The organism is Chitinophaga vietnamensis (genome assembly GCF_902167635.1).
In the GTDB taxonomy this organism is placed as follows: Bacteria; Bacteroidota; Bacteroidia; order Chitinophagales; family Chitinophagaceae; genus Chitinophaga; species Chitinophaga vietnamensis.
Map to the genome: position 1 here is coordinate 125,848 of NZ_CABHMS010000010.1, position 22,900 is coordinate 148,747.

A 22,900-nucleotide genomic window follows, 5' to 3' on the forward strand; every position below is an offset into this window, starting at 1 on the left:
AATGACTATGCGATATATATGTTTTTTGATGATGGCCCTGATGTTGTTGGTCAGCAGCTGCTCTAAATCATTCCTCGATAAAAAGCCCGACGACCGCATCACTACAGAAAATTTCTGGCAGAATGAATCCGATGCCTTGCTGGCTTTGTACGGCGTGTACAACGTTTTACATGAATCTTTCGTATATGGCTATGGCGGCGGTTTTGACGCCTGTTCGCCCAACGCCTATCAATGGGCCTACTGGGAAGGGATGGAGAAGCAGGTGGGTAACGGCACCATCTCTGCCAATGATGGCGGTATCGTCAGCGGGCGATGGCAGCAGTGTTATACCGGTATCAATCGTGCCAATACTTTTTTTGAAAATATAGATAAGGTACCGATGGATAGTTTGAAGAAAGTGCAGTTGAAGGGAGAGATTTATTTCCTGCGCGGGGTATACTATGCGCTGCTCGCCAATAGCTATGGCGGCGTGCCGGTGTTTACCAGATCGATCAGCGCTGAGGAGGCGCGGTCGCTGAAACGCAATACAGAAGACGAAGTATGGGCACAGGTACATGCAGATTACGACGAAGCGATCAAACGTTTGCAGAAAGAAGCGCCTGTAACGGGAAGGGCTACACTGGGCGCCGCCTATGCCATGAAGCTGCGGGCATATCTCTACAAAAGTAATTGGGACAAAGTACTGGAATATGCCGATAAAATTGATGCGTTGAACAAGTACAGCCTGTTCCCCAGCTACCATGGCCTGTTTCAGCTCGCCAATGAAAACAACGCCGAAGTACTTTTTGATGTGGAATATATGGATGGCCCTTTTCAGCAGGGCAGTTATTTCGATCGTCACTGGCAACCGCAGAACATCAAATATGGCATCGATGGTTCTAACTCCGTTGCGCCGATCCAGAACCTGGTGGATGCCTATGAAACCATCGATGGATCGCCGGTAGATAAAAGTAATCCTTACGCCAACCGTGATCCGCGGCTGGATTTCACGATCCTGCGGCCGGGCGCTTATTTCCAGGGGCAGCTCTATCCCGTGGAAATAAAAAACCACACTGGTCAGAAAGTAGGTTTCGGTATCCGTAAGTATACCATTGAAACGCAGCAGGTGGTGGCAGGGCAGGAGCCCCTGAATTTCATCATCTACCGTTATGCCGATGTGATCCTGTCGCGGGCAGAGGCCATGATAGAAAAGGGTGTGAATATTCCGCAGGCTATCCAGCTGATCAACCAGATACGTACTTCACGTACAGATGTGAAGATCAAGGCGCTGCCGCTGAACCTCCCGCAGGATGCGGCCCGCCAGCAGTTGCGCCACGAGCGCCGCATCGAGTTTGCGCTCGAAGGGCTTTATTGGGATGATGTAAGGCGCTGGGGCATCGGCAAAGATATCTATCCCGTTGAAGTGCGTGGCGCCGATGGCGGCCTGATCGAAACGAAATTCGCCAGCGGCTATACCGACAAGTCGAAGTTCCTGCCCATCTCCAATAATGAAATTTCCATCAATCACAACCTGGTGCAGAATCCCGGCTACTAGGCCCGCGGGATTTTCGAATTTATTGATTTTCGGATTTATTGATTTAATTGAAGCGGAGATAACAATATTGTTCATCTCCGCTTCAATTAAATCAATAAATCCGAAAATCAATAAATTCGAAAATCCTTCCTGAGCCAATTTGCGGGAAATACCTTAAACTTGGTGATTGAAATCTTCTGCAATGCTTAAAGAAAGAATCCGTCAGCTGGCCAGTGAGCTGCACTCTGCTGCTATTGCCAACCGCAGGCACCTGCATGCCAATCCGGAATTGTCTTATAAAGAGTTTAATACCGCCCTGTTCATCGAAGAACAGCTAAGGGCGCTGGATATACCTTTCAAACGAATGGCCAATACGGGCGTGGTGGGCTTGCTCAGCGGCGCCCGCCAGCCCTCGGAGGCCGTGGTGGCACTGCGCGCCGATATCGACGCACTGCCGATACTGGAACAGAACGAAGTAACCTACCGCTCGCGCAACAATGGCGTGATGCATGCCTGTGGCCATGATGTGCATACTTCCTCGCTGCTGGCCACAGCGGGCATTCTCAGCCGGATGCGCGAAGAGTTTGCCGGCACGGTGAAGCTGATTTTCCAACCTGCGGAAGAACTGATACCAGGCGGCGCCAGCATGCTGATCAAAGAAGGCGTGCTCGAAAACCCGCGTCCGCATTACATCCTGGGGCAGCATACCATGCCCGAGATGCCAGCGGGCAAAGTAGGTTTCCATCCCGGCCGTTATATGGCCAGCAATGATGAAATATTTATTACCATCAAAGGAAAAGGCAGTCATGGCGCCATGCCTCACCTGGGCATCGATCCCGTGGTGGTGGCTTGTCATATGATCATCGCTTTGCAACAGATCGTGAGTCGCCGCGCTAACCCGCTGATGCCATCGGTATTGTCATTCGGCAAGATGACCGCCAACGGCGCTACCAACGTGATCCCCGATGAAGTGCAGATCGCCGGTACTTTCCGGTCTATGGATGAAGACTGGCGCCAGGAGGCGCTTGCCAAGATCCGCAAGATGGCTGTCGGCATCGCTGACAGCATGGAAGCTACCTGCGATATTGATATACAGCAAGGCTATCCGGTGCTCATCAATGATGATCAGCTCACGGCTTTTGCCCGTGAACATGCCATTGATTTTCTCGGTGCAGAAAATGTGATTGATCTCGATATCTGGATGGCGGCAGAAGATTTTGCCTATTATTCGCAGGCCTCGGATGCCTGCTTCTATCGCCTCGGCGTGCGCAATGAAGCCAGGGGCATCATTTCCGGCCTGCATACCGCCACCTTCGATGCAGATGAAACCTCCATCGAAACCGGCGCCGGACTGATGACCTATCTCGCGCTTAAATCGCTGGGCAACTAACTTTACTAGCTGTAAATAGTACATATCGCCTGCTGCAAATTATTTATCTTGCGGCCAATATTTTTACTATGATACGCACCTATACCCGTATGTTGGCTGTAGCGCTGATGACCACAGCCCTGTTCTCCTGCAGTAAAGAAATGAGCGTTGCGCCCAATGCCCCCGGAAATAATAATAGCGGCAACCCCGCTACCGGCGGTATTTCCGGCGGTGTTACAGGTACTTATGATTTCCTCTGGGAAGAAGTCAATACCAAAACATCCATGACGCTGAACGAAGAGGGCAGTACCTACCTTACTAAATCCAATTGTGATTATGTAACGAAGAAAAACACAGGTATTGTCACCTTTCAGAATGGAAAAACTACTTCTGTTGATTTTTCTTATACTGTTGAAACAATGATGACAGCAGAAACCTGGATAGATAGCGTGAAAGCGGGAGAACAAATAGTTCCGTTCAATTTCACCTTGCCTGCCATGAGCACGGAAGGTACTTATACCATGGTCGGAACAGATTCCCTCCGTTCCGGGTTTGGACAGGTAACGTCCGGTATCCCTGATATGAACACCACCAGCGTTCCTACTACTTTCAAAATCAGCTGGGCGGGCGATACCCTGCGCCTGAACGGCGTTCTCTCTGTCAAAGGCCGCCAGAAAGTAATAATGGGATCAACGTATATACAGGACGTAGATGCGAAAGTGGTGATGGTGCTCAAGAAACGAAAATAAACGAAGATCATTTTTGTACCCCGGGTGCAACCCGGGGTACAAAAATGATCACAAAAACATACCGCCGCTCGCTTCAATCCGCTGCGCATTTACCCACGCCATTTCATCTGTACACAGCGAGGCGATCACGCCGCCGATATCATCAGCCACGCCGATGCGGCCCAGGGCGGTGTTGGCGCCGATGGCTTCACGGCTGCCCGGATGGGCATCGAAGTCGGACTTGTTGAAATCCGTATCGATAGCGCCCGGCGCAATCACATTTACACGGATACCCCTGGCGCCCAGCTCCTTGGCCATATAGCGGGAAAGCACTTCTATTGCGCCTTTCATGGCCCCGTAGGCCGCATATCCCGGCAGGGCAAAGCGCGCCAGGCCGCTGGAAAGATTGATGATGCCGCCTTTGTCGGCCAGCAGTGGTAACAATGTTTGTGTGAGGAAGAACACCCCTTTGAAATGTATGTTCAGCAGCTCATCGAACTGCGCTTCTGTAAATGTGCCGAAGGCGCCTTTTACATTAGTGCCGGCGTTGTTGATGAGGAAATCAAAGGTATTGCGTTGCCATTGCTCTTGCAGCAGCGCGCCTAAACGCTGCGCGAAATCGCTGAAACCAGCTATGGATGCGGTGTTCAGCTGCAGGGCTGCCGCCTGGTTGCCGGCGTTGCTGATCTCATTCACTACTTTCTCTGCTTCGTCTTTTTTACTGTGATAGGTGATGATCACATCGAAACCTTTCTTTGATAATGCCAGGGCGGCATTTCTGCCGAGACCGCGGCTGCCGCCTGTGATCAGTGCTATTTTCTTTGCCATGGTTGTTGAAATTTTTATGACACAAATTTCGCCCGGCATCGCTTCACGGGCATGGTGACAGTTTCAGTATTTTTAATGCCCTGATGGCGCTATCTTCAGTTCGTCGAGGTCGAGCTGCATTTCCTGCTTGCGGATCTCCTCATCGCTGAAGGTGTTGGCCTTGCGCAGGCGGAAGAGCTCTTTGCGTTGTTCGGCATAAATATCTTCCAGCACTTCGTGATACCGGGCCACCTCGTGCGCTTCTGTTTCGTCGCATTCCAGCGAATCGAGGCGCATGCGGGTTACGTCGATATCATGCTCAAGTTGTTGGTGCAGGAAGCCCACCAGTTCATTCTCTTTAATATCTTCCTGGTATTTTTCGTTTAGCCGTGCCAGTGCTACGCGCTTCAGGCTGAGCTGTATGCCTGCTTCCTGCTCGGCTTCAGGGATCAGCTCATCGATCTCTTTGATACCGGTGAGTTTGATGATCAATGGCAGCGTGAGGCCCTGGAATACCAGCGTTACCAATATAACGATGAAGGTGATGAAGATAACAAGATTGCGATGCGGAAATGCCGGGCCGCCCTCATGTAAGAGAAAGGGGACCGACAAGGCAGATGCCAGCGACACCACGCCGCGCATGCCAGCCCAGCCCACTACCAGCGGGCCGCGCCAGCCGGGCGATGATTCGCGCGTGCGGATACTTTTGCTCAACATCCGCGGGATGAAGGCGGCAGGATAGATCCATGCAATGCGCACGATGATGGTGAGTGCGCTGATCACCAGGCCATAAGTGATGGCTTGTCCTATAGAATAATCCCCTAATCCATTCACGATCACCGGCAGTTCCAGCCCGATGAGGATGAACACGAGCCCGTTCAATACGAAGATGAGCGTGCTCCACACTCCCAGCATTTGCAGGCGGGTGGCGCCGGTGCTGAATATTTCATGCGAGCGCCAGGAGAGGAAAAGCCCGCCGCTCACTACGGCCATCACACCGGAAAAATGAAATTGCTCGGCGGCGAGGTACATAAAATAAGGCGTCATTACCGTCAATGCAGCGTCGATACTGGGCGTAGTAGGGAGGAAGCGGTGGATGGCATACATGATATGCGCGATCACCAGGCCTATCACGATACCCATGCCTGCGGCGAGAAAGAACTGCTGCATTGCTTCGTGCATGGAGAACTGGCCGGTTAATACCGCCGCCAGCGCAAAGCGGAATACGATCAATGAAGAGGCGTCGTTGATCAAACTTTCGCCTTCCAGTATGGTGGTCACCCTTTTGGGTACTTTGATATTTTTCAGCACAGATGTGGCTGCCACTGCATCAGGAGGAGAGATGATACCGCCCAGCAGGAAGCCCAGCGCCAGCGTGAATCCGGGAATCATATTGCTGGATACATAAGCAACAATGCAGGAGGTGAAAAGCACCAGCCCGAATGCCAGCAACGAAATAGGCCGCAGCCATTTCCGGAAATCATTCCAGGAAGTATACCAGGCAGCCTCATACAGCAAGGGCGGCAGGAAGATCATGAAGATCAGCTCGGGGTCTACTTCCGCATGCGGCAGGCCGGGAACGAAGCTGATGGCGAGTCCGGAGAGCACGAGAAAGATGGGATAGGATATCTTCATCTTCTGCCCAAGCATCACCAACATGAAAATACCAAAGAGTAAAGAGAGGATCAACAATAGTGTGTGGTGCATATCATTCACATTAAGTACACAATAAATTAGGAAATAAATATGAAACGAAAACAACAGATATCCAACTGGTTTTTTATTAATTTCATACATTTGTAAGAGAACATTTTCCCCGGTTTTCCTTTTAACAGCAACGGTTATACGAAAAACAACCACGATGCATGCAACAAGATCCGTACTGGTAATTGTAGCACATCCTGATGACGAAACGTTGTGGGCAGGAGGCACCCTGCTGGATCACCCCGGCTGGAACTGCTTCGTAGCCTGCATTTGCAGGGGGAGCGATCCCGACCGCGCACCACGTTTCTTTGCAGCGCTTCGGCTATTCGGCGCTACCGGTGCTATAGATGATCTGGACGATGGCCCGGAGCAAACGCCCCTCCGCCAGGAAGTGCTCATCCATCACCTGTTGTCGCTGATTCCTCAGCAACATTTTGATCTGCTGATCACCCATCATCCCAAGGGAGAATATACCCGTCATAAACGTCATGAGGAAGTAAGCAAAGCGGTCATCAATTGCTGGCAGGAAGGCCGGATACAGGCCAGCGAGTTGTGGATGTTCGCATATGAAGATGGCCACGGCGCCTATTATCCCCAGGCCGACAGCCAGGCGCCATTGCAGGCGCCATTGTCGCCCGCCACCTGGCAACGTAAATATCAGCTTATCACAGTAACATACGGTTTTGCGCCCGGCAGCTGGGAAGCCGCCACCACACCGGCTACGGAAGCATTCTGGCGTTTTACTGATCCATCAGCGGCCTGCCGCTACCTGCAACAAGGAAGTACGCTATTATGAGAATATTGTTGTTATACGACTATCCGCCCAGCCCTGGTGGCCTCTCTACACAAGGCGACCTGCTCTACAAAGGGCTATTGGAAACTGGAATAGATGTGCATGCCGTACATACTGGCAGTCACCTCGAAAAAGAATGGTATTACCGTTGGTTCAAACCGGATGTGGTCACCGGTATCGGCTACTGGGGCCATGTGCCGGAGATCGCGCTGCATCCGCAACGCCACGGTATGCTGGCGGTACCCTGGCTGGTGGCCGATGGCTTCATCGCCAGCTATCAGCAGGAACTCAACGAGCTGCCGCTGCTGCTCGTTACTTCCGGCTGGGTGAAAGAGATGTACCAGCGCGATGGCATCACATCCGGCAATATCGAAGTGTTGCCTGTTGGTTGTAATACAGATGCATTCCACCCTTTCCCGCAGCATGATGAAAAAATAAATACCCTCCGTCAAATGATGGGTATCAGGGGAGATGAGCTCATGATCCTGACGGTAGGCGGAGATGCGGCCTCCAAGGGCGCCCGCGAAGTGATGCGGGCGCTCGCACAACTCGGCGATGAGGTACCGCCCTGGAAATATGTATGCAAAGTATGGAAGCAGGACCGTACCGAACGGCAGAACAAAGAAGACCTGAAACTGGCCAGTGAACTGGGTATTGCGGACCGTATCATCTTCAAAATGGAACAGATATCCCGCAATGCCATGCCTTACCTGATAGGCGCTTGTGATATATATGCAGCGCCATCGCGGCTGGAAGGTTTCGGTATGCCGCTCGTAGAAGCCGGCGCCTGCGGCAAGCCGGTAGTGAGTATGAAAGCGATGGGCATGCTGGATACGCTTGTCCATGGCGAAACGGCGCTGCTGGCGGGGGTAGATAAACACATCACCATCCACGAAGCAGTAGGCGCGCGCGCAGAGAAAGTAGTGTTCGATGTGCCACGTACGGTAGAGTACCGCGCCAAGGTCGACGATCTGGCTACACATTTGCGGCAGTTGCTGAGCAGTGAGCTGCTGCGGTACAATCTGGGCAGGGCCGCCAGGAAACATGTGCGGGAGCATTTCGATTACCGCATCGTGGCCAGGCAATTTGTACAGCTGCTCCGGGAAAGATTTGATCTATGACACCTTATATAGAACAGGCGCGCGAAGCCGCCATAGCCGTGCTGTTGCATAACAGGGTAGGCAATTATCACGGCCTACCGCGTACGGCAGGGTGGGGCTATCCTGAGCCCTACACGCGCGACCTGCTGCTGGCCATATTGGGCATCGCCGTAACGGATAATAAACTGCTCCACAAAAGCGCGCGCAAAGTGCTGGAAACACTGGCGCTGCACCAATCGTCGCATGGCCACATCCCTTCGCTGGTGCATGATCCGGACGACCGTGGCGCCAGCGATACCACGCCCTTGTTCCTGCTTGCCACAGGTATCTACCGTCAATTATCCGATGAGAAAGATTTCCTGGAAAACGCCGTACAGAAAAGCCTCGCCTGGATGCGCTATCAAAGCCCGTCCGACCGCTGCCTGGTTGCACAGCTGCCTACTACCGACTGGCGCGATGAACAGTGGACCATCGGGTATGCTTTGTATGTGAATACGCTGGTATATAGTTATCTCCGGCTGCTGGGGCATCATCGCGCAGCGGATGACCTGCGCCATGAAATGCGCCACTTCACGATCACCGCTGGCATTCAGCACCGGCATGTACACGAAGGACTAACGGTGAAGCATAAACCGTATTATGCTTTCTGGTCGTATAAAATATATAGCAGCGAACGTTTCGACCTGTTAGGTAATTCCCTTGCGATCCTTGCTGGTATTGCCTCTCCGGCGAGGGCGGTGGAGATGGTGGACTGGATCGAGGAAGAGTGCAGGGCCATGCGCGCGAAGGGAGAGCTGGCCATGAACCTGCCGCCTAATTTTTTTCCTTATGTCCGGCCCGGTGATCCCGACTGGCATGAGCGTTATGAAATATTCAATCAACCTGGTAACTACCACAATGGCGGCATCTGGCCGTTCATCTGCAGTCTTTATATAGCGGCCCTGGTAGCGGCAAAAAAAATGAAGCTGGCCACAGAAAAGCTCGAGGTGCTTACTGCGCTGATAAAGCTGTCCCGTAACCAGCCGCTGGACTATGGTTTCAATGAATGGATCAAAGCCCAGGATGGCCGCCCGATGGGGCAGAACTGGCAAACCTGGTCGGCCGCACTATACCTCTATGCCGTAAAATGTGTAGAACTCGGTTACACGCCTTTCTTCGACAAGATCAGGGCCGAAAGTCAAAAATAATTTTTTAAATGAATGATCGCTTACTTATCTTTGTGCCGCATGAGATACAGAGATGAAAATAAAATGCAGGCCGTCAAGGAAAAAGCGGTAGAGATGGTAGCGATCGAAGGGCTGGAAAATTTCAGCATCAACCGCTTGGCGAAAACGGCGGGAGTGTCTCCCGCTACGATCTACATCTATCATAAAGATAAGGATGACCTGATCAAAAGTGTGAGCGTGGAAGAGATCTCGCGCATGCTGGATTTTATTTTCCGTGATTTCAAGGCCACGATGAAGTTCCGGGAAGGGATGTGGGTGCAATGGCGGAACCGTGCCGACTATACCCTGCAGAACAGGCTGTCCAGCATCTTCTTTGAAAAGATACGTTTCTCTACTTATGCCGGCGAGATGATGGCGCTCATCCGGGGAGAGATGAATGAACGCATGCATACCTTTGTGCAAGGCGCCATTGACCGGGGCGAGATAGCGCCGTTGTCTGTAGAGGCTTTCTGGTCTATCGGTTTTTCTCCCTTATATACTTTATTACGTTTTCATCACGAAGGAAAAAATATTGCCGGCCAGAAATTCGTCTTCTCTGATAAAGTGATGAAAGAAACTTTCGACCTCGCAATGAAAGGTATATTGCTCAAATAATTTTTTTCTCTATTTTATAAATGAACGCTTGCTTATTTTTAATCTTATGAAACAGGAAACCACTTTTACATCACATCAAAAACTGTTGATCGCCATGTTGGCGTTGACACAGTTTACCGTTATACTCGACTTCATGGTGATGTCGCCGCTGGGGGATATGCTGATGAAATCGATGAATATCAAACCCGGGCCTTTTGGCCTGGTAGTATCTGCCTATGCCTTTAGCGCCGGGGCTTCCGGCCTGCTCACGGCGGGTTTTGCCGATCGTTTCGACCGTAAGAAACTGCTGGTATTTTTTTATAGCGGATTTATTTTAGGTACGCTCTGCTGCGGGATGGCGCAGTCGTATCCCGTGCTGGTAGCGGCCCGTATCATCACGGGCCTCTTTGGTGGCGTGATTGGTTCTATCTCGATGGCCATCATCACCGACCTGTTCGCCATAGAGTTGCGTGGCCGTGTGATGGGCTTCTTACAGATGGGCTTTGGCGCCAGCCAGGTGTTAGGTATTCCTATCAGCCTGTACCTGGCTAACCGCTGGGGATGGGAAGCGCCTTTCTTCATGGTGGTAGCCATCGCGTTGATCGTGGTAACGCTCATCCAGCTGAAGATGGAGCCGGTCAATAAACATCTCGCCCTGCAACACGACCGTAACGCCTTCCTGCACCTGTGGCATGCGATCTCTAAAAAAGAATACCGCATTGCCTTTGCAGCTACCGCGTTGATGTCTATCGGCGGATTTATGATGATGCCCTTCGGTAGCGCCTTTGCGATCAACAACCTGCATATCACCGCCGAACAGCTGCCGCTGCTTTTCATGGTATCCGGTGTGAGCTCCCTGTTCATCATGCCCACCATTGGCCGTGTTAGTGATAAGGTCGACAAATTCGCAGTGTTCAGCGCAGCTACTTTATACCTGATGATTATGGTAGTGGTATATACGAACCTCACACCGCATCCCCTGTGGGTGATCATGATCTTCAACGTACTGATGATGGTGGGTATCATGAGCCGCGTAGTGCCCGGCGTAGCTCTCACAACGGGCGTTCCCGACATGGTAGACCGTGGCGCATTTATGAGCATCAACTCCTCCCTGCAACAGATCGCCGGCGGCGTGGCCGCCGCAGTTGCCGGCGTGATCGTTACACAAAAAACGAAAGCCAGTCCACTCGAACATTACGACACACTGGGCTGGGTAGTGGTTGCCGTGAGCATGGTCAGCATCCTGGCCCTGGGCCGCGTGAGCAAAATGCTGAAAGCGAGAACCGCCAAGGCTTCCGCGCGGATGGCTGTTGCTCAGGATTAGAATGATTGAAAGGATTAGCAGGATTTTTTTACAGGATTAAAAAAGATGAAAGGAGATGGATGGGGGAGATATTCGCGATGGTAGCCCTTGAAGCGCTCAAAGCGCTTCAAGGGCTTCTTCGCTTAAATGATCTTCTCGTTAAATCAGGGTAATCTTTTTAATCCGTTTAATCGTGGTCAATGAACTGCACCAAAGTCGTTACCAGTTCAGGCTTGAGCGGGAGTGTGGGGTCCTTGTAGGTTTTGAAGTTGGCGTCTCTGTCTGCAGGCGCTGCTTTCAGGATGTGGCTCATCTCCGGGATGATCACGAGCTGCGCAGCAGGGTGGGCTTGTTTTAGCAGCTGTGCATCATTTTCACTTATTTGTATATCGTTGCTGCCTTGAATGATGAGAACGGGTATTTGTAGCTTTTTGATTTCCTGTTGTGGGTCGTATCGCATCCAGCTGATCAGGTAGGGTTGTACGGAAGAGCGGAGGAACATTTGCAGTGAGGGCGCAGCGTGCACCATGTGGCCCTGGTGGAGAGAGTCGATTAATGGAATAACGGCTTCCCTTACCTGCGGCGGTTGTTGTGCAAATTGTTTTTTGAGAATGAGGTCGGCACTTTCTCCGGCGCCGGCAATGGAGATGTAACCGTTAACCGGCGTTTTTTGCGCGGCCAGCATACCGATGAGGGAGCCTTCGCTATGGCCGGCAACATATACTTTGGAGAAACGTTTGTCGGCTTTCAGCAATTGTAGCAGGCCGGCGGCGTCGTTCACGTAATCATCAAAGCGGATGTCGGATTCCTTTGGCATAGCAGATCGGCTTTGCGCTATGCCGCGTTTGTCGTAGCGCAGGGAGGCGATGCCATGGGCGCTAAGCGAGTCGGCCAGCATGCGGAAAGCATCTGTGTGCGTCATCGGCGGGGTGTTACAATCCCGGTCAGTAGGGCCGGAGCCGGAAATGATCAATACTACAGGCACTTGTTGGTGATGTGAGGGAACGGTGAGCGTACCATAGATATCGCCCGTAGGGGTGTGCAACACGGCGGTGGAAGTGTCGGCGGCTTGCGCCAGCATCCACAGCGAGTTTGCAAGTAGCAGGGTGATGAGGATGAACTTTTTCATATGATTGTATATATAAAATTGATAATTCCGTAGGAGATACCTTCTGCGAGTATGAGCCCGGCGATGAAAATGATCACACCATTGGCGCCGCTGATATTGCACGATACCCGGAAGGCCTGCCACATCAGCTGTATCATCCAGATCACAAAAATGAGGCTTATCAACACGATGGTGATATAGCTTGGGCCAATCTCTTTCAGGCTATTGATATGCGGCAGCAGAAAATAAAGCAATGTGACGAAGATCAGCGGCCAGCGCGCCATGGCGAAGGTGCCGGCTACGTCGATCCAGCGGATGGAGGAACGCGAAAAGAACAGGCCGGCAAGATAGAATACCAGCACTACACTGCCCCAGGCGATCGGCGGTTCAATGAAATAATATTTCAGGGGGGTGATCCGATTCGTGTGAACGTCAATAGCGCCGTCGAAGTGGGTGTGGTTCGTGATGGCGATGCCGGTGGTGATCAGCATCAGCGCCCAGCCGATCAGCAGGGCCTTGGCGCCCGCCACGTAAGTAAAGGGCTCAAACAACCATTTTTTCATTTAGTTGATTTTATTTTCTTTTCTTCTGAAATGATCTTCTGTATAATATCATCCAGCAGGTTGCGCACAGTAGGATAGCTCAATCCCAGTTGTTGCGCCATGTCTTTCAAACTGCCACTGCTTTTTACAAAGTCGATCACGAATTGGAGGTCCTCCCCTGAAAGCCTTGCCAGCAGCGGCATTTCAAATGATCCTGTTACCGCTGTATCACAGGCTTCGCAACTCAGTGAAGTTACTTTCAGCGGCGAAGCACATGCCGGACAAAGATGCGGCAATGATTTTTTTACTTGTTTCATGCTTTAATAAAAGTAAGTAAACTTTTAATAAAATTCAAAACAAATTTAATTTTGTTTATTTTATTGATTTATGAGAAGGTCATTTAAGCGAAGAAGCCCTTGAAGCGCTTCAAGGGCTGGAACCTTGTTGGGAAATCTTTTTAATCCATTTAATCCTGGTTCAATGCCAGCACGATCTCATCGCCTTCCTGTATTTTCCGGAATCCTTGTTTTTCCAGCACGGCGATAGAACGTTGGTTGCCGGGCTTCACATAACCTTCGATGGCTTTGAGCCCGCATTGTTCGAAAGCGAAGGTGGTAACGGCTTTCAGGGCTTCCGTCATGTAGCCGGCGCCCTGGTGTGATGGCATCAGCTCAAAACCGACTTCCGCCACCAGGCGGTCGGCCGAAAAATTCCAGAGGCAGATGCAACCGATCAGGCGGTCGCTGTTACGCCGTGTGATAGCCCAATAGCAGCTGCGTTGCTGACCAACTTCCGCTTCGATATGAGAAATGAATTGCCGGCTTTGGTCCAGCGTGGTATAAGGGGTGCGGTCCACAAAACGGTTCACTTCCGGATCAGTACGCAGCGCAAGTATGTCCTGATCGTCGGAAAGCCGCAAGGAACGCAGGATAAGGCGAGAGGTGAAGAGTTGTTGCTGGACCAAGTTTTTCATTTTTGTAAGTTTCCATATGAAGATATAACTTGTTAACGATAAAGTAAACATATGAACCTGGATACATTTATGGCCTCGCTGGCTGCGGCGCAGCCGCCGGAAGGCAGCTCCGTTTTCCTGCAATCATTGTGGTATGATAAAAAGGGCGACTGGAAAAAGGCGCATGACCTGGTAGATAGTTTACCTGGCCGGGAAGCCGCCCGGGTACATGCCTACCTGCACCGCGTAGAAGGCGACGAGTGGAATGCCGGCTACTGGTACGACCGTGCCGCCGAAAAGAAGCCTGCCCTTACATTGGAAGAAGAATGGCAGCAGCTGGTGGGGAGATTTTTGAATGTTTGAATTTACGGATTTAGGGATTTTCGGATTTATTGATTGGTGCGGAGTTTTCACCAATCAAAAAATCCGTAAATCAAAAAATCCGTAAATCAAAGAAGGCCGCCTTTCGGGCGACCTTCTGTTGATTTGGGGATATTGAGCAAAGTGTTGCTACCAACACACACTAATGTACGATGTGGCACAAATGTAATAAGCCTCGCGCTGTTTTTTCTAAGTAGAAACCACAGTATGATAAAAATCCGTACAACTACGTAGGTAATATATCTTACTTTTGTAAGATACCAATTAGTATGTTATGTCTAAGAAGGCAGAATCAACAAGGCTGGCTATTTTGGAGAAGGCTTTTGGATTGATCTACGGGCAAGGTTACCAGGCTACCAGTATCGATGATATCATTGCTACCACGAAGGTAACGAAGGGGGCTTTCTTTTACCACTTTGCCAATAAGGAAGAGATGGGGCTGGCCATGATCCGGGATGTAATGTACCCTGGCATGTATCACGCGATGGTAGCGCCTTTGCTGGAGGCCGCCGATCCCGTGAAAGAGATTTATACGATGATGAGAAACCTGCTGCTGGACCCCCGTTTTGAAGTGAAGTATGGTTGCCCGGCCATTAACCTGATTGATGAGATGGCGCCGTTGAACAAACCTTTCCACGATGCGCTGACCACCCTCGTGCTGCAATGGCAGGAGGCCATAGAAAAAGCGTTGAAGAAAGGCAAGGCCGCAGGGCAGATCAGGAAAGATGTATCTGTGCAACAAACCGCATTCTTTATTATGTCCGGCTATGGCGGCATCCGTAACCTCGGTAAGATATATGGCAAGAGTTGTTACAACAATTACCTCAAGGAATTGAAAACCTACCTGCAATCACTGCGATAATTTTTTTTCTTCAAAAACATACCAATTGGTATGTTTTTTTATCTACCTTTGTCTGGAAATAATTCAGCCGGATATGTATGCCGTTCTTTTGTTCCTGCATTCTGTATGCCGATGGCTGGTGTTGATCAGCCTGATCTATGCCATCATCAGGGCTTTCCGCGGATACAGCCAGCGGCGCCCGTTCACCAAAACAGATGCCACTGCCCGGCAGATGGCCGTGAACTTTGCACAGCTGCAATTTACGATCGGCATGGTGCTGTACTTTGTAAGCCCCGTAAGCCGTTACTTTCTCATGCACTTTAAAGCGGCTATAACGGACACGGGTACACTCTTTTTCGGATGCATACATGCCTTGCTGATGATTGCCGCCGTAGGCGTGATCAGTACCGGCGCAGGTGTGAGTCAGCGCAGCACAGATGATCATACCCGTTTCAGTAAAATGCTGCTATGGTATGCGATCGCTTTGCTGATCATCCTGATTGCAGTGCCATGGCCGTTTTCGCCGTTTGCGCACCGGCCTTATCTCAGAACATTCTAACGATGAAACAGTTCTTCAATACTAACATCGGGCGCCTGCGGTTGCTGGCGCTCCTGGAAGGTATTTCCCTGCTGGCGCTGGTATTTATAGCCGTGCCGATGAAATACCTGGCCCATGATCCTGCGGTGACACGCCTGCTGGGGCCCGTTCACGGCGCTTTGTTCCTCCTGTTTGTGATCAACACTTTCAGCGTAAGCGTGGCGCAGCGCTGGAAAGCAGCTACCACCGGCAAGGTGCTGCTGGCCTGCATCATACCATTTGGTACGTTTTATATCGACCATCACATTTTGAGCAAGCTGACTTCCAAATAAGAGAAAGAACGATTATCTTTCTCATATGAAGAAGACAACAGATGCCTATCAACGCGCGGCCATGCCTTCCGGCGCCGTGGCCGTACTGGAAACGCGCACACTGGAAAATTCCAATGCCAACCTGCTGGCCGTATTGCAACCCGGCCAATCCGTGCTGGACGTGGGCTGCGGCTCCGGCGCCATCACACGCGGCATTGTGCCTTATGTGGGCGCACAGGGCTTTGTAATGGGAATCGACAGAAGCGCCGAGTTGATCCAACTGGCACAGGAACTATCCGGCCCGGCAACTAACCTGTCTTTTGCTGTGGCCGATGTGCTGGACTTCCAGCCCGGCCGCACTTTTGATGTGATCACCATCGCGCGCACCCTGCAATGGATCGAAGCACCGGAACAGGTGCTACAGCGGCTGATCACCCTGCTCCGGCCCGGGGGCGTCATCTGCGTGCTGGATTATAATCATCTCCTGCTGGAATGGCAACCGCAGGCGCCCGCCGCTATGCAACACTTTTACGACGCCTTCCTGAAATGGCGCGCAGATGCGCATATGGACAATGCCATCGGGGATCATGTAGCGGACCTGTTCCATCGCTTACATGCCAGCACCGTAACCGTGACGCCTCAACACGAATATGTTGAAAAGGGCATGCCCGGATTTGAAACGCATATCGGTATCTGGCAGAAAGTGGCGGAAACAAGAGGGGTGCAATTGGTGCAGGATGGATATATCACAGAAGAGGAGCGGCAGGCGGCCATCGCGGCATATGCCCAATGGATCAGGGATACGGCGCAAAGCATGCGGCTACATGTTGTAGCAACACATGCTACATTCGGATAAAATCACCGCCGGTACTACATACCCGCGGTGATCATCTCCCTTAATTCATATTAAAATGATTGCGGACCATATTTTCGTAGGTCCGTGCAGGTAGTATTTTCTTCAGCAGTACGGATAATTTCTCCAATGGCTTGCCAATGCGGTAGCAGCGCTTCAGCACCGGCGACAGTATGATCTTCTCAATGGCAGGCCCGAACCTGGAAGTGGGCAGGCCTTTGCTCACGCTGTTATTGACCACCGTCATACATTTCTCCCAGCTATCCTGGTAGGGCGAACCTGCCGGCAGCGTTGCCAGTACGCGGTTGGCATTGATATCGGTGACGATGCCGCCTGGCTGCACATAGCAGGCTTGTACGCCAAAGGGCACCAGCTCTGTCCGCAATGCTTCGGTAAGGCGGTCCAGCGCCGCTTTGCTGGCGCTATAGCCGGCACGATAGGGCAGTCCGTTCTCCGAGGCGATGGAGCTGATGTTGATGATCTTGCCGGAACGCTGCTGCCGCATCTGTGGCAGCACGGCCTGCACCAGGCGCAGCACGCCCAGCACATTGGTATCGAGCACACGCGCGAGATCGGCTACAGACAAGTATTCCACCGGACCGGCAAATCCCAGTCCTGCATTGTTGATCAGCACATCGATGCGGCCCTGCTCGCGGATAATAGTATCCACCGCCTGCCGGATGCTGGCTTCATCACTAACATCCATCTTTAAAGCATGGAAGTTATGACCTTCCCGTTGTATATTCCTGGAAACGCCATATACCGTGAAACCCTTGCCAGACAAGTAAGTGGCGAGGGCGTTCCCCAGTCCGGCAGAAGCGCCGGTGATAAGAATGACTTTATTAGGCATGTGATGGATTTTCGGATTTATTGATTTCTGGATTTATTGATTTTTGCGATTCACCGCCGGAAGGGCGGATGGGCGCGGAGATGCAATTATAGTAATGTTCCTTTAAGAATAATAGCGGCGATGGTAAAGTAGATGATGAGCCCCGTAACATCCACCAGCGTCGCCACAAATGGCGCAGAAGAGGTGGCGGGGTCAAATCCGAGACGCTTCAGCACAATGGGCAGCATGGAGCCGGAAAGCGTGCCCCAGAGCACAATGCCGATGAGCGCTACACCTACGGTGGTAGCTACCAGCAGCCAGTGCGTGCCATAGATGCCGGGGAAGAGGCTGGCCCACAAACTGATGCGCACAAAGCCCAGCGTGCCGAGTATCACGCCCAGTATAACGCCGGAAATCACTTCTTTCTGTACCACCTTCCACCAGTCGCGGATACCGATTTCATTCAGCGCCAGCGCCCTGATCACGAGGGTGGCGGCCTGCGAGCCGGAGTTGCCGCCGCTGGAAATGATCAGGGGTACAAAAAGATTAAGCACGATGGCCTTTTCCAGTTCGTACTGGAAATGCGTCATGGCAGAAGCGGTCAGCATCTCGCTGAGGAAGAGGATCACGAGCCAGCCGGCGCGTTTGCGGATCAGTTCAAAAGAAACAGTGGTGAGGTAAGGGTAGTTGAGGGCTTCCAGACCACCGAATTTCTGTATATCTTCTGTATCTTCTTCTACCACCACATCCAGCACATCATCCACTGTTACTACGCCCAGCAGGTGGTTATGGGAATCTACTACCGGCAGGGTGGTTTTATCGTATTGTTTGAAGATGTCTACCGCAAAGGCCCGGTCGTCGTGGGCATTGAGGCAGATGAGGTCTTCGCGCATCAGTGATTTTACGGTTTGTTCCGGACTGGCCATCAGCAGGTCTTTGATCTTGATGGCGTCTTTGAGTTTTTTATCGGCGCCGACTACGAAGATCACATCTACGTTATCAACTTTATAGGCATAGCGGCGTATATGGTCCAGGGCTTTGCTCACGGGCCAGTATTCCCGTGTGCGCAGGTATTCAGTTGTCATCATGCGGCCTACGCTGTCCTGCGAGTAGCCCAGCAGGGTGTTGGCGATCTGGCGTTCTTTGTCGGTCAGCAGCTCCAGCAGCTGTTGTACAACGGGTGCGGGAAGTTCTTCGAACAGCGTGGTACGGTCATCGTCGGACATATCGTTGAGCACTTCTGCTACTTTCTCGTGTCCGAGCGACCGGAGCAGTTCTTTCTGGATCTTGATATCCAGGTATTCGAAGGTTTCATGCGCCAGCTCCCTTGGCAGGATGCGGAACAGCAGGGCACTGTCTTCCGGCTGAATGTCATCAAACAATTCTGCAAGATCGCTGGGGTGGCTTTCTTTCAGGATATTTTTGATGGCGTACAGCTCTCTTTTCTCTATCAGTGCTAACAGTTCCTGTTTGATTTTAGCCTCCATTGTTGAGCCCTGTTATTGGTGTTGATATTAATTTCGAGCGTGCAAATGTAGGCTAATTTAGTAAGAAAGGATCAAGTTGGTATAGTGTTTGTTTTATCGGGGCCGGGTAAGGCAGAAATGTTTGTTAAACACCTCTCTTGGTTGCTGCCGCCCGTTCTTCTCCCTCTCGAGGCCATTACTATCTATGTCAAGCCCCTTATAGTGTGTAGCATTATTTTATCATTATTTTTTCACCCTGGAGCGACCTGCCAACGAGGCTAATTCGTCGTGTCATCCTGTTAACCGAAAGACCAGACAATGAAAATTGCGATTCATCACACCCCCGGCTCATTCAGCGATCGCTGGATTGCTTATTGCGAATCTAACGGTATAGACTATACGAAAGTTAACTGTTATCATACCGACATCATTTCACAGCTGGCGGATTGCGATGCCCTGATGTGGCATTGGCATCACGCTGATCCCAAGGCGGTATTGTTTGCGCGGCAGCTGATCTATTCACTGGAGGCGATGGGCAAGCGCGTATTTCCCGATGCCCGCACCTGCTGGCATTTCGACGACAAGGTAGGGCAGAAGTATTTGCTGGAAGCCCTGGGCGCGCCGCTCGTGCCCTCCTACGTATTCTATGATCCACAGGAGGCGCGCCAGTGGGCGGCCCGCACCACTTTCCCGAAAGTGTTCAAGCTGCGTGGCGGCGCCGGATCTTCCAATGTGATATTGGTGAAAAATGCGCGGCATGCTGGCCGTCTTATCAACAGGGCCTTTGGCCGCGGCTTTCCGGCTAACAGTCATGCCAACCGTATCCAGGACCTCTGGTGGCGCCTGCGGCGCGATAAAAGTCTGCAAGCCTTCAAAGACTTCTGCGGTGGCCTGGCGCGCACCATTGTGCCTTCCAGGTTTGAAAAAATGCGTGGCCGCGAAAGAGGCTATGTTTATTTCCAGGATTTCCTTCCCGGCAACACTTATGATACCCGCGTCAATGTAGTGGATGGCAAAGCCAGCGCCATCAGGCGTTACAACCGGGAGGGCGATTTCCGCGCATCGGGGAGCGGTCTCTTTGGCTACGATAAAGCCCTCTGCGATGAACGTTGTTTGCAGATCGCTTTCCGCCTTGCAGAGAAAATGAAAACCCAAAGCCTCGCCCTCGATTTTATCTTCAACGAAAAAAAAGAACCGCTGATCGTGGAAATGAGTTATGGCTTCACCAAAGTGCTCGATAACTGCCCCGGCTACTGGGACCGGCAGCTGCAATGGCATGCCAGCCCGTATATTCCCCAGTACTTCATGGTAGAAGCATTGGTGGCCGCCGGCTAGTGCAGGATATGCAGGGAGTTTTATATCTTAGCCCCTACCAATATATCGTCCCTACGGGACGGGAGATTGATAATACATCGCCCCGTAGGGCGGCATATTGGTAGCAATGCCGGTGATGAAAACCTTCCGCCCCGTAGGGGCGGAACCGTTATTAACGGCAACGCATACACGTATTAAACCATTCAACCAGCTCCTGATGCATGAGACTTTGTTATTAGTACTATCCCTGATCACCGGCGTAGCCTTCCTGGTGATACTGGCGCAGCGCCTGCGTATCTCCACACCTATTTTCCTGGTGCTGGGCGGACTGGCCGCCAGTTTTGTGCCGGGCGTACCGTCTATACGTATCAATCCTGATCTTGTGTTCCTGATACTGTTACCGCCTATTCTTTTTGAGGCGGCCTGGTTTACTTCCTGGAAAGAGTTCTGGCGCTGGCGCAGAATTATATTGATGCTGGCTTTCGGCTTTGTGCTGATCACGTCTTCGGCGGTGGCGCTGGTATCGCACTGGATGATACCGGGGATTACTTTGTCGCTGGGCTTTTTGCTGGGTGCGATCATTTCGCCGCCGGATGCGGTGGCCGCTACTTCTGTGCTGAAAGGCGTGCGCATTCCCAAGCGGATAATATCTGTGCTGGAAGGCGAGAGCCTTGTGAATGACGCGGCCAGTTTGATCATCTTCCGTTTTGCATTGGCTGCGGTGCTGGATAACAGCTTTGCATGGCAGCAGGCCACCCTGAGCTTTTTTTATGTAAGCATAGCGGGTATCGCTGTGGGATTGCTTTTCGGGCTATTGTTCTTTGCGATATTCAGGTGGGTGCCGATGTCGTCGAATATCTCCATTGTATTATCTTTTGTTGCGCCTTATCTCATGTACCTGAGCGCGGAGCAGATACACAGTTCCGGTGTGATGGCCGTAGTGGCGGGTGGCATGTTCCTGTCTTACCACAATCATAAATTCTTCTCCAATACGGCCCGCTTGCATGGCACGGCGGTATGGTCTGCCGTTATCTTTGTCCTCAACGGACTGGTGTTCCTCATGATCGGACTGGAATTACCGGTGGTGATGGAGGGGTTGAAAGAATACTCCGTAACGCAGGCTTTGGGTTATGCGCTGGTGATCACGGCGGTGGTGATACTGGTGCGGTTGCTGAGCAGTATGGCCACGACGGCCTTCACCTGGGTGGCGGGGCATTTCATTTATGTAGAAGACAGGCGGCCTGGTTTCCGCACGTCGTTGATCGCAAGCTGGGCGGGCATGAGAGGGGTGGTGTCGCTGGCTTCTGCATTGGCGATCCCGCTGCTCACCAAATCGGGGGAAGCCTTTCCGCATCGCAACCTTATTCTGTTCATCACTTTTGTAGTGATATTGATTACGCTGGTGGTACAGGGGTTTTCGCTGCCGGCTTTGGTGAAGTGGCTGAACGTAGAAGACCCTGATCACCGCAAGTCGCCGTCCTTACAGCGGATTGAGCTGCATGTGGACCTGTTGTCGCAGGCCGTTGCAGCATTGGAACAAAAATATCCCGATGAGCTGGAACATAATCCCATCCTGCGTAACAAGCTACTGCACCTGAAAAATGAAATAGAACAATTACAGGGCGACGAGCCCCTTACCAATCTCTCCAGTGGACCGGCGGCGGCATATTTACGTATTGCAAAAGAGATGATCCATTTACAACGGGAACGGCTAAACGTACTTCGCAAAGATATCAACTACGATGATGAAGTGATACGCCAGCACGAGGTGCGCATCGATATGGACGAAGAGCGCCTGCAGGACATACTCGGCGCAAGTGAGGAGCATTGAGATCACTTGCCATTTTCCACGCTCTTCAGTTCTGCTTTCCGGTCTTTCCCGAAATTGAATTCGCGGAAACCCTTGCTGTCAGGGAGTGTCATGGCAAAGTGCGGCAGTTCTGCGATCTCGATCGTCACATCTTTTACGCCCAGGTCAATGATATGTCCGCCATTATTTTTATCAGCAGAAAGAAAATGAAAATGATAACCATGGATGCTGAGTGATTCCAGGTAGAGAGGCAGGCGATATCCTACGAGGTCGCCATTGATGTGCTGATAGTGGAAGAAATGTTGCAGTGGCAATAACTCCGCCAGTGGCCTGTAGGGCAGGGGCGGCGGCGGAAAAGCCCTGGTGGTGGCGCTGTCGAAGGAGCCATATATATGAATGGCATAGATAGCGTTGGGATTGGAGAGGAGACTGTCGAGATAATGATAGAATGTTTGTTTATCCATCGCATGCGGCAGCCGGAAAATTTTTTGTGCATGAAAGAAAGTGACGAGGGCCAGTGAAGTGCTGGCGTCGTCTGTCATCACAGAAGTATGTCCGTCAGCGCGCGTCTGGTATATTTTTCCTTTGAGCATCAGCATTTCCCCATCGAGTTTATCGGGTGCGCCGAGCCCGAAATCCCCATGTTTTTTCAGTTCGCGGTTAGGGTACCATCCGTCGTAAAGGCCGCCGATAAAGCCGCTGGCCACGCCGGTCTGGAAGAAGGTGCCACCTTTATTTTTTTGTTGGGCAGATGATAAAAGCGGAGATAGCGCGATGACGATCAGTATATAAAACAGGGATTTCTTCATAACTTAAAGTTAATACAATGATATCCTAAA

The 22,900-nt window shown here is 51.5% G+C and carries 24 protein-coding genes; 15 read left to right on the top strand and 9 right to left on the bottom strand.

Annotation, left to right across the window (positions count from 1 at the left end; genetic code table 11):
• Nucleotides 1-7 precede the first annotated feature (7 nt).
• From FPG75_RS23720 to FPG75_RS23730, 3 genes are all read left to right on the top strand, one after another.
• The gene (locus FPG75_RS23720) at nt 8-1,534 is read left to right on the top strand and encodes a RagB/SusD family nutrient uptake outer membrane protein (RefSeq protein ID WP_201748002.1); all 1,527 of its coding nucleotides are present in this window, start codon (nt 8-10) and stop codon (nt 1,532-1,534) included.
• Between the two features lie 181 nt (nt 1,535-1,715).
• Nucleotides 1,716-2,903: a M20 metallopeptidase family protein gene (locus tag FPG75_RS23725; protein WP_143310533.1), complete on the top strand. Its 1,188-nt coding sequence runs from the start codon at nt 1,716-1,718 to the stop codon at nt 2,901-2,903.
• Nucleotides 2,904-2,971: 68 nt separating this feature from the next.
• The gene (locus FPG75_RS23730; protein WP_143310534.1) at nt 2,972-3,631 is read left to right on the top strand and encodes a hypothetical protein; all 660 of its coding nucleotides are present in this window, start codon (nt 2,972-2,974) and stop codon (nt 3,629-3,631) included.
• A gap of 48 nt (nt 3,632-3,679) precedes the next feature.
• Here the strand turns inward: FPG75_RS23730 and FPG75_RS23735 are convergent, their stop codons facing one another.
• A complete protein-coding gene (locus FPG75_RS23735) occupies nt 3,680-4,438 on the bottom strand; it encodes an SDR family NAD(P)-dependent oxidoreductase (protein ID WP_143310535.1) in 759 nt (252 codons plus the stop codon).
• Nucleotides 4,439-4,510: 72 nt separating this feature from the next.
• Nucleotides 4,511-6,124 carry a Na+/H+ antiporter gene (locus FPG75_RS23740; RefSeq protein ID WP_143310536.1) on the bottom strand — a complete coding sequence of 538 codons (1,614 nt, stop codon included), beginning with the start codon at nt 6,122-6,124 and terminating at the stop codon, nt 4,511-4,513.
• A gap of 154 nt (nt 6,125-6,278) precedes the next feature.
• On the opposite strand from FPG75_RS23740, the gene FPG75_RS23745 reads away from it, so the two are divergent.
• Genes FPG75_RS23745 through FPG75_RS23765 form a run of 5 tightly spaced genes read left to right on the top strand, consistent with a single transcriptional unit; the run spans nt 6,279 to nt 11,137 of the window.
• A complete protein-coding gene (locus FPG75_RS23745) occupies nt 6,279-6,917 on the top strand; it encodes a PIG-L deacetylase family protein (protein ID WP_143310537.1) in 639 nt (212 codons plus the stop codon).
• Nucleotides 6,914-8,035: a glycosyltransferase family 4 protein gene (locus tag FPG75_RS23750; RefSeq protein WP_143310538.1), complete on the top strand. Its 1,122-nt coding sequence runs from the start codon at nt 6,914-6,916 to the stop codon at nt 8,033-8,035. The genes FPG75_RS23745 and FPG75_RS23750 overlap by 4 nt, the downstream gene beginning before the upstream one ends.
• Nucleotides 8,032-9,201: a glycoside hydrolase 100 family protein gene (locus FPG75_RS23755; protein WP_143310539.1), complete on the top strand. Its 1,170-nt coding sequence runs from the start codon at nt 8,032-8,034 to the stop codon at nt 9,199-9,201. Before FPG75_RS23750 ends, FPG75_RS23755 begins: the two co-directional genes overlap by 4 nt.
• Nucleotides 9,202-9,240: 39 nt before the next feature.
• The gene (locus tag FPG75_RS23760; RefSeq protein ID WP_161596901.1) at nt 9,241-9,834 is read left to right on the top strand and encodes a TetR/AcrR family transcriptional regulator; all 594 of its coding nucleotides are present in this window, start codon (nt 9,241-9,243) and stop codon (nt 9,832-9,834) included.
• Nucleotides 9,835-9,880: 46 nt separating this feature from the next.
• Entirely contained in the window at nt 9,881-11,137 is a 1,257-nt protein-coding gene (locus FPG75_RS23765) for an MFS transporter (protein ID WP_143310541.1), read from the top strand.
• A gap of 166 nt (nt 11,138-11,303) precedes the next feature.
• On the opposite strand, the gene FPG75_RS23770 is transcribed toward FPG75_RS23765, so the two are convergent.
• The 4 genes from FPG75_RS23770 to FPG75_RS23785 all read right to left on the bottom strand — a co-directional run bounded on the left by FPG75_RS23770 (nt 11,304) and on the right by FPG75_RS23785 (nt 13,739).
• Nucleotides 11,304-12,245, bottom strand: coding sequence for an alpha/beta hydrolase (locus tag FPG75_RS23770; protein ID WP_143310542.1), 942 nt, complete (start codon nt 12,243-12,245; stop codon nt 11,304-11,306).
• Nucleotides 12,242-12,787, bottom strand: coding sequence for a hypothetical protein (locus FPG75_RS23775; RefSeq protein WP_143310543.1), 546 nt, complete (start codon nt 12,785-12,787; stop codon nt 12,242-12,244). The genes FPG75_RS23770 and FPG75_RS23775 overlap by 4 nt, the downstream gene beginning before the upstream one ends.
• Nucleotides 12,784-13,083 carry a DUF2089 family protein gene (locus tag FPG75_RS23780; protein WP_143310544.1) on the bottom strand — a complete coding sequence of 100 codons (300 nt, stop codon included), beginning with the start codon at nt 13,081-13,083 and terminating at the stop codon, nt 12,784-12,786. Before FPG75_RS23780 ends, FPG75_RS23775 begins: the two co-directional genes overlap by 4 nt.
• A gap of 149 nt (nt 13,084-13,232) precedes the next feature.
• Nucleotides 13,233-13,739, bottom strand: coding sequence for a GNAT family N-acetyltransferase (locus tag FPG75_RS23785; RefSeq protein WP_161596902.1), 507 nt, complete (start codon nt 13,737-13,739; stop codon nt 13,233-13,235).
• Nucleotides 13,740-13,790: 51 nt separating this feature from the next.
• Between FPG75_RS23785 and FPG75_RS23790 the strand changes: the two genes are divergently transcribed.
• The 5 genes from FPG75_RS23790 (at nt 13,791) to FPG75_RS23810 (ending at nt 16,645) form a co-directional block, all read left to right on the top strand.
• Nucleotides 13,791-14,081, top strand: coding sequence for a hypothetical protein (locus tag FPG75_RS23790; RefSeq protein ID WP_143310546.1), 291 nt, complete (start codon nt 13,791-13,793; stop codon nt 14,079-14,081).
• A gap of 292 nt (nt 14,082-14,373) precedes the next feature.
• A complete protein-coding gene (locus FPG75_RS23795; RefSeq protein ID WP_143310547.1) occupies nt 14,374-14,961 on the top strand; it encodes a TetR/AcrR family transcriptional regulator in 588 nt (195 codons plus the stop codon).
• A gap of 73 nt (nt 14,962-15,034) precedes the next feature.
• Entirely contained in the window at nt 15,035-15,499 is a 465-nt protein-coding gene (locus FPG75_RS23800) for a hypothetical protein (protein WP_143310548.1), read from the top strand.
• Nucleotides 15,500-15,501: 2 nt separating this feature from the next.
• On the top strand, nt 15,502-15,810 hold the full coding sequence (locus FPG75_RS23805; protein WP_143310549.1) for a DUF3817 domain-containing protein: 309 nt from the start codon (nt 15,502-15,504) through the stop codon (nt 15,808-15,810).
• A 25-nt stretch (nt 15,811-15,835) separates the two neighbouring features.
• Nucleotides 15,836-16,645 (top strand): class I SAM-dependent methyltransferase, encoded by an 810-nt coding sequence (locus FPG75_RS23810; protein WP_143310550.1) that lies wholly within the window; start codon nt 15,836-15,838, stop codon nt 16,643-16,645.
• A gap of 40 nt (nt 16,646-16,685) precedes the next feature.
• On the opposite strand, the gene FPG75_RS23815 is transcribed toward FPG75_RS23810, so the two are convergent.
• The gene (locus tag FPG75_RS23815) at nt 16,686-17,492 is read right to left on the bottom strand and encodes an SDR family oxidoreductase (protein ID WP_143310551.1); all 807 of its coding nucleotides are present in this window, start codon (nt 17,490-17,492) and stop codon (nt 16,686-16,688) included.
• 86 nt (nt 17,493-17,578) lie between these two features.
• Entirely contained in the window at nt 17,579-18,958 is a 1,380-nt protein-coding gene (mgtE, locus tag FPG75_RS23820) for a magnesium transporter (RefSeq protein WP_143310552.1), read from the bottom strand.
• Between the two features lie 297 nt (nt 18,959-19,255).
• Between mgtE and FPG75_RS23825 the strand changes: the two genes are divergently transcribed.
• Both FPG75_RS23825 and FPG75_RS23830 read left to right on the top strand, forming a co-directional pair.
• On the top strand, nt 19,256-20,272 hold the full coding sequence (locus FPG75_RS23825; protein ID WP_143310553.1) for an ATP-grasp domain-containing protein: 1,017 nt from the start codon (nt 19,256-19,258) through the stop codon (nt 20,270-20,272).
• A gap of 106 nt (nt 20,273-20,378) precedes the next feature.
• Complete coding sequence (locus tag FPG75_RS23830) at nt 20,379-22,082, top strand: Na+/H+ antiporter (protein ID WP_236652887.1); 1,704 nt, start codon at nt 20,379-20,381, stop codon at nt 22,080-22,082.
• Between the two features lie 2 nt (nt 22,083-22,084).
• On the opposite strand, the gene FPG75_RS23835 is transcribed toward FPG75_RS23830, so the two are convergent.
• Entirely contained in the window at nt 22,085-22,870 is a 786-nt protein-coding gene (locus FPG75_RS23835; RefSeq protein ID WP_143310554.1) for an acetolactate decarboxylase, read from the bottom strand.
• Nucleotides 22,871-22,900: the final 30 nt, after the last annotated feature.